General features: G+C 70.8%; 12 protein-coding genes and 1 pseudogene. 8 read left to right on the top strand and 5 right to left on the bottom strand.

Annotation, left to right across the window (positions count from 1 at the left end; all coding sequences use genetic code 11):
- Positions 1 to 1,777, bottom strand: a pseudogene (locus tag ACZ69M_RS22185) (DEAD/DEAH box helicase); the annotation flags it as partial.
- Positions 1,778 to 2,249: 472 nt separating this feature from the next.
- On the opposite strand from ACZ69M_RS22185, the gene ACZ69M_RS22180 reads away from it, so the two are divergent.
- A complete protein-coding gene (locus ACZ69M_RS22180) occupies positions 2,250 to 3,011 on the top strand; it encodes a ferritin-like fold-containing protein (RefSeq protein WP_075028978.1) in 762 nt (253 codons plus the stop codon).
- A gap of 100 nt (positions 3,012 to 3,111) precedes the next feature.
- On the opposite strand, the gene ACZ69M_RS22175 is transcribed toward ACZ69M_RS22180, so the two are convergent.
- The 4 genes from ACZ69M_RS22175 to ACZ69M_RS22160 form a co-directional block, all read right to left on the bottom strand.
- Complete coding sequence (locus tag ACZ69M_RS22175; RefSeq protein ID WP_054228201.1) at positions 3,112 to 3,381, bottom strand: hypothetical protein; 270 nt, start codon at positions 3,379 to 3,381, stop codon at positions 3,112 to 3,114.
- Between the two features lie 237 nt (positions 3,382 to 3,618).
- On the bottom strand, positions 3,619 to 3,846 hold the full coding sequence (locus tag ACZ69M_RS22170; protein ID WP_028801993.1) for a DUF3107 domain-containing protein: 228 nt from the start codon (positions 3,844 to 3,846) through the stop codon (positions 3,619 to 3,621).
- 177 nt (positions 3,847 to 4,023) lie between these two features.
- Entirely contained in the window at positions 4,024 to 4,665 is a 642-nt protein-coding gene (locus ACZ69M_RS22165) for a TetR/AcrR family transcriptional regulator (RefSeq protein ID WP_054228200.1), read from the bottom strand.
- A gap of 198 nt (positions 4,666 to 4,863) precedes the next feature.
- On the bottom strand, positions 4,864 to 5,085 hold the full coding sequence (locus ACZ69M_RS22160; protein WP_470052082.1) for a hypothetical protein: 222 nt from the start codon (positions 5,083 to 5,085) through the stop codon (positions 4,864 to 4,866).
- A gap of 207 nt (positions 5,086 to 5,292) precedes the next feature.
- On the opposite strand from ACZ69M_RS22160, the gene ACZ69M_RS22155 reads away from it, so the two are divergent.
- The 7 genes from ACZ69M_RS22155 (at position 5,293) to ACZ69M_RS22125 (ending at position 13,769) form a co-directional block, all read left to right on the top strand.
- The gene (locus tag ACZ69M_RS22155; RefSeq protein ID WP_470052080.1) at positions 5,293 to 6,282 is read left to right on the top strand and encodes an alpha/beta fold hydrolase; all 990 of its coding nucleotides are present in this window, start codon (positions 5,293 to 5,295) and stop codon (positions 6,280 to 6,282) included.
- A gap of 485 nt (positions 6,283 to 6,767) precedes the next feature.
- Positions 6,768 to 8,096: a DUF3152 domain-containing protein gene (locus ACZ69M_RS22150; RefSeq protein WP_470052078.1), complete on the top strand. Its 1,329-nt coding sequence runs from the start codon at positions 6,768 to 6,770 to the stop codon at positions 8,094 to 8,096.
- A gap of 68 nt (positions 8,097 to 8,164) precedes the next feature.
- Complete coding sequence (locus ACZ69M_RS22145; protein WP_312639156.1) at positions 8,165 to 8,257, top strand: Ms4533A family Cys-rich leader peptide; 93 nt, start codon at positions 8,165 to 8,167, stop codon at positions 8,255 to 8,257.
- Positions 8,258 to 8,436: 179 nt separating this feature from the next.
- Positions 8,437 to 10,155 (top strand): ABC transporter substrate-binding protein, encoded by a 1,719-nt coding sequence (locus tag ACZ69M_RS22140; RefSeq protein WP_470052076.1) that lies wholly within the window; start codon positions 8,437 to 8,439, stop codon positions 10,153 to 10,155.
- Between the two features lie 4 nt (positions 10,156 to 10,159).
- Positions 10,160 to 11,197, top strand: a complete 1,038-nt coding sequence (locus ACZ69M_RS22135) for an ABC transporter permease (RefSeq protein WP_470052074.1) — start codon at positions 10,160 to 10,162, stop codon at positions 11,195 to 11,197.
- Positions 11,194 to 12,192 (top strand): ABC transporter permease, encoded by a 999-nt coding sequence (locus tag ACZ69M_RS22130; RefSeq protein ID WP_470052072.1) that lies wholly within the window; start codon positions 11,194 to 11,196, stop codon positions 12,190 to 12,192. The genes ACZ69M_RS22135 and ACZ69M_RS22130 overlap by 4 nt, the downstream gene beginning before the upstream one ends.
- Positions 12,189 to 13,769: a dipeptide ABC transporter ATP-binding protein gene (locus ACZ69M_RS22125; RefSeq protein WP_470052070.1), complete on the top strand. Its 1,581-nt coding sequence runs from the start codon at positions 12,189 to 12,191 to the stop codon at positions 13,767 to 13,769. The genes ACZ69M_RS22130 and ACZ69M_RS22125 overlap by 4 nt, the downstream gene beginning before the upstream one ends.
- The last annotated feature ends 172 nt before the right edge of the window (positions 13,770 to 13,941 follow it).

Below are 13,941 nucleotides of genomic sequence, written 5' to 3'. Positions count from 1 at the left end.
GGGTGGCGGGGGCCTCCGGCGCGGCCTCGACCACGCCCTCGGCCGTGTCGACGACAGCCTCGGCGGCCTTGCGGGTACGGCGACGAACCGGCTTGGCCGGAGTCTCCGCGACGGCCTCGGCGACGGCTTCCACGACGGGCGCGGATTCCGCGACGACAGCCACGGTCTCGACCGGGGCGGGAGCGGCCTCCGCCGTCTTACGGGTCCGACGGCGACGCGGCTTCGCGACCGCGTCCTCCGGCGTGGCCTCGACCACGCCCTCGGCCACGGCGACCGCGGTCTCCGCGGCCTGCGGGGCCTCGCTCACCGACGGCTCGGCGACGGTGGCGGCAGCCGCCACCGTCTCCCCCGTACCCCCGGCGCGCGTACGGCGACGGCGGCGCGGGGTGCGGGGCTCCGTGGCCTCCGCGGTGGTGGGCTCGGTGGTCGTCTCCGGGGCCGGCGTCGTGGCCGTCTCCTCCAGCGCGGAACCGTTGCGCGTACGGCGACGGCGGCGGGGCGTGCGCGCCGGGCGCTCACGCTCGCGCTCCACGGGCGCGGGCGCCGACGAACGGCCACCGCGGCCGCGCGGACCGCCACGCCCGCCGGTCTCGCCGAGGTCCTCGACCTCTTCGGCCGCGAGGCCGGCGCGGGTGCGCTCGGAACGCGGCAGGACACCCTTGGTGCCGGCCGGGATGTTCAGTTCCTCGAAGAGGTGCGGGGACGTGGAGTACGTCTCCGGCGGGTTGCTGAAGCCGAGGTCCAGCGCCTTGTTGATGAGCTGCCAGCGCGGGATGTCGTCCCAGTCGACGAGGGTGATCGCGATGCCCTTGGCGCCCGCGCGGCCCGTACGGCCGATGCGGTGCAGGTACGTCTTCTCGTCCTCGGGGGACTGGTAGTTGACGACGTGGGTGACACCCTCGACGTCGATGCCGCGGGCGGCGACGTCGGTGCAGACGAGGACGTCGACCTTGCCGTTGCGGAACGCGCGCAGTGCCTGTTCGCGGGCGCCCTGGCCGAGGTCGCCGTGGACCGCGCCGGAGGCGAAGCCGCGCTGCTGGAGCTGGTCGGCGAGGTCCGCCGCCGTCCGCTTGGTGCGGCAGAACACCATCGCGAGCCCGCGGCCCTCGGCCTGCAGTATGCGTGCGACCAGCTCGGGCTTGTCCATGTTGTGCGCGCGGTAGATGAACTGCGCGGTGTTGCGGACCGTCGCGCCCTCGTCGTCCGGCGCCGTGGCGCGGATGTGCGTGGGCTGCGACATGTAGCGACGCGCGAGACCGATGACCGCACCCGGCATGGTCGCCGAGAACAGCATGGTCTGACGGCGGGCCGGCAGCATGTTCATGATCTTCTCGACGTCGGGCAGGAAGCCCAGGTCGAGCATCTCGTCGGCCTCGTCGAGGACGAGCGCCTTGATGTGCTTGAGGTTGAGCTTCTTCTGGCCCGCGAGGTCCAGCAGTCGGCCCGGGGTGCCGACGACGACGTCGACGCCCTTCTTGAGGGCCTCGACCTGCGGCTCGTACGCCCGGCCGCCGTAAATGGCGAGAACGCGTACGTTGCGGACCTTGCCGGCGGTCAGCAGGTCGTTGGTCACCTGGGTGCACAGCTCGCGCGTCGGGACGACGACGAGGGCCTGCGGGGCGTCGGTGAGCTGCTCGGGCTGGGCCCGGCCCGCCTCGACGTCCGCGGGGACGGTGACACGCTCGAGGAGCGGGAGGCCGAAGCCCAGCGTCTTGCCGGTGCCGGTCTTGGCCTGGCCGATGACGTCGGAGCCCGAAAGGGCTACGGGGAGCGTCATCTCCTGGATGGGGAAGGGGGTGATGATGCCGACGGCTTCAAGGGCTTCGGCCGTCTCGGGAAGGATTCCGAGCTCTCGGAAAGTCGTAGTCAGGGTGCTGCCTCTTCTGTGTACGCGGTGCGAGGCGAGCGCGGGGGTCGTGTCGGGGACCGTGCCGGGGACGTCGGCCGCTCTTGACGGGCGGGCCGAGTGGCATGGGACCACTGCCGACGCTCGAGCTCTCGTACCGCTGAGGGTTCCCTCCGGATGTCGTACGCGATGTGCCGTACGGACGAGGAGGGCTGTCGGGTCGGAGCCGATCGGGCCACCGACCGGGCATCCTCATTCGTGCGGCCCGTCGAATACTCGCCGGGCGCATTACCACCATACCCCGGAATCGCGCATACGCGATGGCCGATTTGGTCACGTAGTCGTCGTCACACTCATTGACCAGGGACTTCCCTGTTGCGTCGAGCGGGCTATTGTGCGCTTCATGACGACGCCTGACAACGCCGCTGACCCCTCCGCCGAGGCCACCGACAAGACCACCCCCGCGGCCACCGGAGTCGCCGCGCAGAACTGGGACACGGCCGCCGCCGACCCCCAGTACCGCGCCGCGGTCGTGGACCTGCTCGGAGCGCTCGCGTACGGCGAGTTGGCGGCGTTCGAGCGGCTCGCGGAGGACGCCAAGCTGGCCCCGACGCTCAGTGACAAGGCCGAGCTGGCGAAGATGGCGTCGGCCGAGTTCCACCACTTCGAGCGGCTGCGGGACCGGCTCGCCGCGGTCGGCGCGGAGCCGACCGAGGCGATGGAACCGTTCGTCGCCGCGCTCGACGGCTTCCACCGGCAGACGGCTCCCTCGGACTGGCTGGAGGGCCTCGTCAAGGCGTTCGTCGGCGACTCGATCGCCAGCGACTTCTACCGTGAGGTCGCCGCGCGGCTCGACGCCGACACGCGCGGGCTCGTGCTCAGTGTCCTCGACGACACCGGGCACGCGAGCTTCGCCGTCGAGAAGGTGCGCGCCGCCATCGACGCGGACCCGCGCGTGGGCGGCCGGCTCGCGCTGTGGGCGCGGCGGCTGATGGGCGAGGCGCTGTCGCAGTCGCAGCGGGTCGTCGCGGACCGTGACGCGCTGTCGACGATGCTCGTGGGCGGCGTGGCGGACGGGTTCGACCTCGCGGAGGTCGGCCGGATGTTCTCGCGGATCACCGAAGCCCACACCAAGCGGATGGCGGCACTGGGCCTGGCGGCCTAGACCCGGTTTCCCCGGTCCCCTCGGTTTCCTTGGTTTCCCCGGTTTCCTTGGTTTCCGTGGGGCTTGTCGGCCTCAGGAGTTTCGCCGTCGCCCGCTTCGGTCACGCCGTCGCCGAGCGGCGGCGAAATCTTTCCGCGGGGCGCAGCAGAAGCGACAGCAGCGCGGCGGAGACGATCACGGCGCCGGCGAGGATGACCAGGAAGTGGCCGGAGCCCAGTGCCGTGTGCGTCAGGAAGGCCCCGAACAGGGCTCCGGCGACACCGGTCGACAGGACCAGACCGCGGCTCGGCAGTCGGTGCGGCAGGCGGTACGCCGCCCCCCATGCCAGCGCGAGACCGAGCATCGCGGCGCCGAGCGCTTCCAAGAACATGGTGAGGGTCCCTCCCGCACGGCCGGTGCAAATCGGTCGTAGCGGGTTTACCCCCGAGGTGCGGAACGCAATCCTCCCCTGTGGATGTTCTGTGCTCCATTCGTGGTGGTGAGACCGCGGGTACGGGCTCGGCACGACGTGCGCGGAGGATTCGGTTCCGGCGCATGCGAGGTGCATGCGAGGTGCATGCGAAGGGGCCCGGCGACAGCGTCACCGGGCCCCTTCCGCTCGCCTGAACTACAGCGCGCTGAATCCCACCTTGCGCTGGGTGGGCTCGCCGAGCTCCACGTACGCGAGGCGGTCGGCCGGAACCAGGACCTTGCGGCCGTGGTCGTCCACGAGGCTCAGCAGCTGCGACTTGCCTGCCAGCGCCTCGGACACCGCGCGCTCGACCTCTTCCGGGGTCTGACCGCTCTCCAGAACGATCTCGCGGGGCGCGTGCTGCACGCCGATCTTGACCTCCACGGCTTTGTCCCTCCGACGGTCAGTCATGTGCGCGTCTCTCCGCGCCGTACGCTGCACACATTAGCCCGGTGAGGGGACGTGCACGTTCCGGCCGAGAACGCCAAGAGCGAACAGCGGACGGGAACAAAGAGACGGATCAGGGCGGTCGGGCGTGAGTCGTCGGGCGTCGGGCGTGAGTCAGTGGTGATCGGTGCCGTGCAGCGGGAAACCCGCGATACCCCGCCAGGCCAGTGACGTCAGCAGCTGCACCGCCTGGTCGCGCGGGACGCTGCGGTCGCTGTGCAGCCAGGAGCGGGCCACCACCTGCGCGAGGCCGCCCAGGCCCGAGGCGAGGAGCATCGACTCGGCGCGCGAGAGACCGGTGTCCTCCGCGATGACCTCGCAGATCGCCTCCGCGCACTCGTGCGTGACCTTGTCGACGCGCTCGCGGACCGCGGGCTCGTTCGTCAGGTCGGACTCGAAGACGAGCCGGAAGGCGCCGCCGTCGTCCTCGACGTACGCGAAGTAGGCGTCCATCGTGGCGCGGACGCGCAGCGAGTTGTCCGTGGTGGACGCGAGCGCCGTCCGTACCGCATGCAGCAGGGACTCGCAGTGCTGGTCCAGCAGCGCGAGATACAGGTCGAGCTTGCCCGGGAAGTGCTGGTAGAGAACCGGCTTGCTGACGCCCGCGCGCTCGGCGATGTCGTCCATGGCGGCCGAGTGATACCCCTGCGCAACGAATACTTCCTGGGCGGCGCCGAGGAGCTGGTTGCGTCGGGCACGGCGCGGCAGGCGAGTGCCCCGCGGGCGTGCCGCCTCTGTCTGCTCGATGGCTGTCACGCCGCCTCCCAAAATTGTCCACATGCGGTGTGCGCCGCGCCGCCATCGTACTTTTCGGTAACCCCACTGTGCGCGGTGCGAGCGCAGAATTTCACGGACCGGACGCGTGCGATAACGACACAGAGGGTGACGAACGGGGTGAGAAGGGCATGACGCGACACCGGATACCGCTGGTCGGCGGGGTCCGGTCACATGGGGTCATCCCCTGTAGTCGTCCTCGTTGAGCCGGACGACCCTGGCCTGCTCGGCGAGGTCGGCCTCGTTGGCGTTGAGGGGGTCACCGGGGGGTTCGGGGTCGATGTCGTCCACCGGATCCAGTTCGCTGAGCTGCTCGGCGAGGTCCGCCTCCGGGGCTTCCGGGTCAAGGACCTCCCGGAACCGGTCGTTGAAGGTCTCGGGGTCTGTCGGGTCGACTGTCATGATTCCTCTTCCCGAGCGGTGCGAGTGCGCTCCTGATGTACGGATCCCTGATCCCTGGGTATGGATCCCTGGTGCGGATCCTGGTGTACGTACGAGTGCCCTCGATCGAAGCCTAGGAGACACCCGATCGAGGCGCTAGACGATCCGCGCACGATCTGTGACAGCGAACACATGAACCACTGCGTGATCGTCTCGTAACATTGCCGCATGTCTTCGACCGAGCTGCCCGCCGCGCTGGCCACCACCGTCACGCCGAGGGTCGGGACCGTCCGGGTCGCGGAGGGCGAGCGCCTGCGATCGGTGGGTCTGCCCGGGATCACCCTGACCGTGCGTTCGAGACCGCCCGCGCGCGAGGGACTGCCGCCCGCCCTGTACGTCCATGGGCTGGGCGGTTCTTCGCAGAACTGGTCGGCGCTGATGCCGCTGCTCGACGGGCTCGTGGACAGCGAGGCGCTCGATCTGCCCGGCTTCGGGGACTCGCCGCCGCCCGACGACGGCAACTACTCGGTGACCGGGCACGCGCGCGCAGTCATCCGTTATCTCGACGCGGCCGAGCGCGGCCCCGTGCACCTCTTCGGGAACTCGCTCGGCGGAGCGGTCGCGACGCGCGTCGCCGCCGTACGGCCCGACCTGGTCGAGACGCTCACCCTGATCTCGCCCGCGCTCCCGGAGATCCGCGCGCAGCGCACCGCGTGGCCGACGGCGCTGCTCTCGGTGCCGGGGGTGGCGCGGCTGTTCACCCGACTCACCAAGGACTGGAGTGCCGAGCAGCGCGTCCGCGGGGTCATGGCGCTCTGTTACGGCGATCCCGGCATGGTGACGCCCGAGGGGTTCCGCGACGCGGTCGAGGAGATGGAGCGGCGGCTCGCGCTGCCCTACTTCTGGGACGCCATGGCGCGTTCGTCGCGCGGTCTGGTGAACGCGTACACGCTGGGCGGCCAGCACGGGCTGTGGCGCCAGGCCGAGCGGGTGCTCGCGCCGACGCTGCTCGTCTACGGCGGCCGTGACCAGCTTGTCGCCTACCGCATGGCCCGCCGCGCGGCGCGCGCCTTCCGCGACTCCCGGCTGCTGTCACTGCCGGACGCGGGGCATGTCGCGATGATGGAGTACCCGGAGACGGTAGCCTCGGCGTTCCGCGAACTCCTCGCGGAATCCGGCGAGTTGATCTCTCCGGCCGGCGTGGACGCGGGGAGCTGAGGCGGGGCGTGGGACGTCACAGTCGCCGGGGGCGGGCCGGTAAGAGCGACACGGGGGAGCTGCCGAAGGTTCCGGTACCCGGTGCCGCACCGGGCACGGCTCAAGGGGCGGCACCGGGTGCGGGCCCTGCGGCGACCTCGCCGCAGGGGGCCACGCGCGGCCCCCTGGGCCCACAACCACCGGGACCTCGGCGCCCCGCGCCGGCCGGCCCTCCGCTGCCCGGCACTCCCCGCCCCAAGGACGGCACGCAGGCGCATGGTGCGCCGCGTTATCCGGACGGGACTCCGGCGCACGGCTTCCCCCGCCTTCCCGACGGCACGCCCGCGCACGGCTTCCCACGCCTCCCCGACGGGACTCCCGCGCACGGCTTCCCGCGGATGGCGAGCGGGACCCCGGTGCAGGGTGTTCCGCGTCACCAGGACGGGACTCCGGCGCATGGTGTCCCGCGCCTTCCCGACGGGACTCCCGCGCACGGCTTCCCGCGGATGGCGAGCGGGACCCCGGTGCAGGGTGTTTCGCGTCACCAGGACGGCGCGCAGGCGCATGGTGTGCCGCGTTATCCGGACGGGACTCCGGCGCACGGCTTCCCACGCCTTCCCGACGGGACTCCCGCGCACGGCTTCCCGCGCCTTCCCGATGGCACGCCGGCCCATGGTGTTCCGCGGTTCGCCGATGGCACCCCCGCGCGGGGTGTGCCCCAGGCGCGTGCGGGACATCCCGAGCAGCGTGAACCCGGCGGTGGCTGGGGCGCGTTCAGGGGTGGCCCACGGACGGCGGGAGCCACGGACGGCGGGCCGCAGGCCATGCCCCAGGGGGCGCCCCAAGGCATGCCCCAGGGGGCACCTGGACCGCGCATCCCCCGGCAGCGGCAGGAGGCCGACGCCGGGCTCGGGCCCGGCCCGGGGCTCCGGCAGGCCTACGTCGACGCCTTCGACGAGAGCGAGAGCGTCAACGGGGGCAGGACCGGGACCGAAGGGCCGGGGACCGAGGAGGCGGAGAAGGGCAAGGGCGTCAAGGGGCGGGCGTTCACCGGAATCGCCGCGGCCGCCGTCACCACCGTGCTCGCCGTGGTGGTGGCCGGACAGGTGGCCGCCGGGCGGCACCACGCCACCGCGCAGACGCAGTCCGCCGCCGGTGGCGGACTGGACGCCCGCGCGTCCGCCTCGCCCGGGGGCACCGGGTCGACTCCGTCCGTGACCCCGAGCGCGACACCACTGACGTACGACCAGAAGATGGGTGTGACGTACGCGCTCAGTGCCACCCTCAAGGCCTCGGGGAAGTTCGACGCCGTCCCCGGGTTCGACAAGGCGCCCGGAAACGGGCGGAAGTACACATATCGGGTGGATGTGGAGAAAGGCCTCGGCCTCGACGCCGCCCTCTTCGCGCAGGCCGTCCAGAAGACGCTGAACGACAAACGGAGTTGGGCCCACAACGGCGCCCGCACCTTCGAGCGGATCTCCTCCGGCAAGCCCGACTTCGTGATCACGCTGGCCAGCCCCGGCACCACCGCCGAGTGGTGCGCCAAGTCCGGGCTGGACACGACCGAGGACAACGTGTCGTGCGACTCGGCCTCCACCGAGCGCGTGATGATCAACGCGTACCGCTGGGCGCAGGGCTCCAAGACCTACGGTGACGCGATTCACCCGTACCGGCAGATGCTCATCAACCACGAGGTCGGCCACCGCCTCGGATACGGCCATGTCACCTGCGACAAGGACGGCGAGCTCGCACCCGTCATGCAGCAGCAGACCAAATTCCTCGACCATGACGGAATCCACTGTCGGGCCAACCCCTGGCCCTATCCGGGGAGTTGACGGAGGAGTCGCGGGGGGCCGCTGGGGCCACGTTGACATGCTCCGAAAGTTCGTTCATATTTCTGCGCATGTGGTCTAGTCATGCCGTCCGTCGCGCCGCCATCGAGCTGGCGCTGATTGGCGTGACCGCGCTCTGCGTCGCAGACATCCACTGTCGCTGACGCCCGCCCTTGGCGTGTGCGTCGTGCTTCCGCTTCCGTCGTAACCCTGGGTGACCGTATTGGTCCCTGGGTTTCCGACTTCGCGACCTTTTTTGACGACCTGACGCCGGGGCAGACGTCCGTTCACTTCCGTCTCACTCCTCGTCAATCTGTCTCATCATTCGAGAGGTCGTCTTCCGATGCGTCAACCGTCCGTCATAGCCCGCCGCGTGGCCGCGGCATCCGTCACCCTGGTCGTGGCAGCGGGCGCGGCCGCCTGCGGGCCGAAGGACAACGATGCCAAGGGCGCCGGTGGCGACTCCAAGCCGCAGAAGGGAGGCACGCTCACCGTCCTCAACGCGACCCCGCAGGAGGACTTCGACCCGGCGCGCCTCTACACCTCCGGCGGCGGCAACGTCCCCTCCCTCGTCTTCCGTACGCTGACCACGCGCAACCGTGAGAACGGGGCCGCGGGCGCCAAGGTCGTCCCCGACCTCGCCACCGACACCGGCCGCCCGAGCGAGAACGCGACCGTGTGGACGTACACCCTGAAGAAGGGCCTCAAGTACGAGGACGGTTCGCCGATCACCTCCGCCGACATCAAGTACGGCATCGAGCGTTCCTTCGCGGCCGAGCTCTCCGGCGGCGCGCCCTACCTGCGGGACTGGCTCATCGGCGGAGCCGACTACCAGGGGCCGTACAAGGACAAGAAGGGCCTCGCCTCGATCGAGACCCCGGACGACCTGACCATCGTCTTCCACCTGAACAAGCCCGAGGGCGAGTTCCCCTTCCTCGCCACGCAGACCCAGTTCACGCCCGTCCCCAAGGCCAAGGACAACGGCACGAAGTACGAGGAGCACCCGGTCTCCTCCGGCCCGTACAAGGTCGTCAAGAACGAGAACGACGGCGAGCGGATCACCCTGGAGCGCAACCCGTACTGGTCCGCGGCGACCGACGCCGAGCGCAAGGCCTACCCGGACAAGATCGACGTACGGTCGGGCCTGGACTCCTCCGTGATCAACCAGCGGCTGTCCGCGTCCCAGGGCACGGATGCCGCCGCCGTCACCACGGACACCAACCTCGGCCCGGCCGAGCTGGCCAAGGTGACGGGTGACAAGGCGCTGGCGGCACGCGTCGGCACCGGCCACTTCGGCTACACCAACTACATCGCCTTCAACCCGAAGGTGAAGCCGTTCGACGACCCGAAGGTGCGGCAGGCGATCGCGTACGCCGTCGACCGTTCGTCGGTCATCAACGCGGCCGGTGGTTCGTCGCTGGCCGAGGCCGCGACCACGTACCTGCCGAACCAGAAGTCCTTCGGCTACACGCCCTACGACCACTTCCCGGCGGGCGCGTCCGGCAACCCGGCCAAGGCCAAGGAACTGCTGAAGGAGGCCGGTCACCCGAACGGGATCACCGTCACCCTCACGCACTCCAACGACAAGAACTTCGAGACCAGCCCGGAGATCGCGACCGCCCTCCAGGACGCCCTGAAGAAGGCCGGCATCACCGTCAAGCTCCAGGGCCTGGAGGACAACGACTACCGGGACAAGATCCACGGCGTGAAGACCGAGCCCGGCTTCTTCCTCGCCCACTGGGGTGCCGACTGGCCCTCCGGCGGCCCCTTCCTGGCCCCGATCTTCGACGGCCGCCAGATCGTCAAGGACGGCGCGAACTTCAACACCGGTTTCCTCGACGACAAGTCCGTCAATGACGAGATCGACGCGATCAACAAGTTGACGAATCTTGACGAGGCCGCCAAGCGCTGGGGCGCACTGGACAAGAAGATCGGCGAGCAGGCCCTGACCGTGCCGCTGTTCCACCCCGTCTACAAGCGCCTGTACGGCAGCTCGGTCAAGAACATCGTGATCAGCGACTGGACCGGCGTGCTGGACATCTCCCAGGTCGCGGTGAAGTAGCGCCGTGAGCGAGGCAATCGTCGCCTCTCAGGCCCCCGGGACGGACCTCGCGTCCGCCCCGGGGGCCTCGGGGGCCCGTCAGTTCTGGCGGCGGCTGCGCACGCAGCGCGCCGCCCTCGTCGCGGCGGGCGTCGTCGCGCTGCTCGTCCTGCTCGCGCTCGCCGCCCCGCTGCTCACCGCGATCGAGGGCCAGGACGCGACCACCTACCACCCGTCCCTCATCGACTCGGCGCGCGGCGGTGTGCCCGTGGGCTCGTTCGGCGGCGTCAGCGGCGACCACTGGCTCGGTGTCGAACCGCAGACCGGCCGCGACCTCTTCGCCCGGCTCGTGTGCGGCGCCCGGGTCTCGCTGGGAGTCGCGCTGGGTGCGACCGTCGTACAGGTCCTCGTCGGTGTCGTGGTGGGCGTCGCGGCCGCACTCGGCAACCGATGGATCGATCAACTGTTGAGCCGGATCACCGACATCTTCGTCGCGATGCCGTTGATGATCATGTCGCTGGCCCTGCTGGCGATCGTGCCCAGCAGTTTCCCGCGGCCCTTGCTGGTCGCGCTCGTCATCGGCCTTATCGCCTGGGGCAACACCGCGAAGATCGTGCGCGCCCAGACCCTCACCCTCAAGGGGCTGGACTACGTCTCCGCCGCGCGGCTCAGCGGCTGGAACACCTGGCGCATCGCGCGCCGCGAACTCCTGCCCGGACTGGCCGCCCCCGTCATCACCTACGCCGCGCTCCTCGTGCCGATGAACATTTCCGCCGAGGCCGCGCTGTCCTTCCTCGGCGTCGGAGTGAAGCCCCCGACGCCGTCCTGGGGGCAGATGCTCACGGCCGCCAACGTCTGGTACCAGGCGGCCCCGCAGTACCTGCTGCTGCCCGCCGGGGCGCTCCTGGTGACCGTGCTGGCCCTGACCGTCCTCGGCGACGGCGTCCGCACGGCCCTGGACCCGCGCGCGGCCTCGCGCCTGCGCGTCGGCACGGGCCGCAAACGGGAGGCCAAGGCGGACGCGAACGCAAAGAGCACGAGCACCGAGGAGGCCACGTCATGAGCGGCTTCGGAGGATTCGTCCTGCGTCGCACCGTCGGCACCGTGATCACCCTGCTCGCCATCTCGGTGATCGTCTACGTCGTCTTCTACGCCACCCCCGGCAACGTCGCCCAGATCACCTGCGGCCCGCGCTGCTCTCCGGAACAAGTGCACCAGGTCGCCCAGCAGTTGAGGCTCGACGACCCGCTGTACGTGCGCTACTGGCACTTCCTGCAGGGCATCCTCGTCGGCCAGGACTTCTCCACCGGCACCTCGGTGGAGCACTGCTCGGCGCCCTGCCTCGGCCTGTCGTACCAGGGCGACACCCAGGTCACCCAGCTGATCCTGGCGAAGCTGCCGGTCAGCCTGTCCCTCGTGTTCGGCGCGATGGTGCTGTGGCTGATCCTCGGCGTCGGCACCGGCATCCTGTCCGCGTGGCGGCGCGGCCGGCTCACCGAGCGCGTGCTGACCGGCGTCACCCTCGTGGGCGTCGCCACGCCGGTCTTCGTGATCGGCCTGGTGCTCATGATCGTCGTCTGCGGCCAGCTGCAACTGCTGCCCTTCCCGCAGTACGTCGGCCTCACCGACGACCCCGAACAGTGGGCCTGGAACCTGCTGCTGCCCTGGTTCTCCCTCGCTCTCATCGAGGCCGCCGCGTTCGCCCGGCTGACCAGGGCCGCGATGCTGGAGACCCTCGCCGAGGACCACATCCGGACCTTCCGGGCGTACGGCGTCGGCGAGCGGTCGATCATCGGGCGGCACGCGCTGCGCGGGGCGTTCGCGCCGATCATCGCGCTGAACGCCAACAACGTCGGCTCGGCGGTCGGCGGCGCGGTGCTCACCGAGACGCTCTTCGGACTGCCCGGCATCGGACAGGAGCTGGTGCACGCGGTGAACGTCGTCGACCTGCCGGTGGTCGTCGGCATGGTCCTGGTCATCGGCTTCTTCGTGGTCATCGCCAACGCCGTCGCGGACGTGCTGTACGCGGTGGCCGACCGACGGGTGGTGCTCGTATGAGCTTGGTGGAAGTCACCGACCTGACGGTCGGGTTCGGATCGCTGCGCGCCGTCGACGGCCTGTCCTTCCGGCTGGAGAAGGGCGCCGCGCTGGGCCTGGTCGGCGAGTCCGGCTCGGGCAAGTCCACGGTCGCCTCGGCCCTCCTGGGGCTGCACCGCGGCACGGGAGCCGACGTCGGCGGCTCGGTGCGCGTGGCCGGCATCGACGTACAGGAGGCGTCCGACGCCGAACTGCGGCGGCTGCGCGGCGGGAAGGCCGCCATGGTCTTCCAGGACCCCCTGTCGTCCCTCGACCCGTACTACGCGGTCGGCGACCAGATCGCCGAGGTCTACCGGGTGCACGTGAAGGCCTCCCGGCGTGCCGCACGCGCGCGTGCCGTCGAGGTGCTCGACCGCGTCGGCATCCCGGACGCCGCGCGCCGGGCGCGCTCGCGCCCGCACGAGTTCAGCGGCGGTATGCGCCAGCGCGCGCTGATCGCGATGGCGCTGGCCTGCGAACCCGACCTGCTGATCGCCGACGAGCCGACCACGGCCCTCGATGTGACCGTCCAGGCCCAGATCCTCGACCTGCTGCACACCCTGCGCGAGGAGACCGGGATGGGCCTGCTCCTCGTCACGCACGACGTGGGCGTCGCCGCCGAGAGCGTCGACGAGATCCTGGTCATGCGGCACGGGCGGGCCGTCGAGCACGGCCTCGTCGGTGCCGTCCTGGGGGCGCCCGCGCAGGCGTACACGCAGGAACTCCTCGGCGCGGTGCCCCGTGTGGACGCGCCGCGCACCGCCTCCGCGGTGACGGAGGAGGTCGTTCTCGAGGCGAGCGGCCTGCGGCGCGAATTCGGACGCGGGAAGAAGGTGTTCGCGGCCGTCGACGACGTGTCGCTGACGATCCACCGGGGCGAGACCCTCGGGATCGTGGGCGAGAGCGGCAGCGGCAAGACCACCCTGGGACGGATGCTCGTGGGGCTGCTGGAGCCCACGGCGGGGGAGATCAAGCCCGGCGGAGGCGTGCGCCCGGACGTTCAGATGGTCTTCCAGGACCCCGTCTCCTCCCTCAACCCGCGCCGCAGCGTGGGCGAGTCGATCGCCGATCCCCTGCGCGCCCGCGGGGAACGCGAGGAGGGGCGCATCAGGGGGCGCGTACGGGAACTCCTGGAGCGCGTGGGGCTCGAAGCGGCGCACTACGACCGCTACCCGCACGAGTTCAGCGGCGGACAGCGCCAGCGCGTCGGTATCGCCCGGGCGCTCGCCGCCGACCCACGCGTCATCGTCTGCGACGAACCGGTCTCCGCGCTCGACGTCACCACCCAGGCCCAGGTGATCGCCCTGCTCGCCGAACTGCAACGGGAACTCGGGCTCGCGCTCGTGTTCGTGGCGCACGACCTCGCGGTCGTCCGCCAGGTCAGCGACCGGGTCGCGGTGATGCGACGCGGCCGGATCGTCGAGCACGGGCCCGCCGACGAGGTCTACGAGTCGCCGCGCGACCCGTACACCAAGCAGCTGCTGGCCGCCGTACCGGCGCTGGATCCGGAGGTCGCGGCGCGGCGGCGGGCGGCCCGGAAGCAGCTGACGGCGGTGTGATGCAACGTGACTGGTTGATCTCGTAGCGCGACGGAACGCGACCCGCACGGGAAAGTTACGACCGTTCACCCCTTTTGGTGGCGCGATGGACAACCGTCCGTCGCGCCACCGCCATGTGCGCATACGTTCTTCCCGCTGCGAGCCGCCGGGTCAACGGCGGCTCCCCATAGGG

The organism is Streptomyces sp. NPDC107454 (genome assembly GCF_055582885.1).
This window is presented reverse-complemented; position numbering and strand designations above follow the sequence as displayed.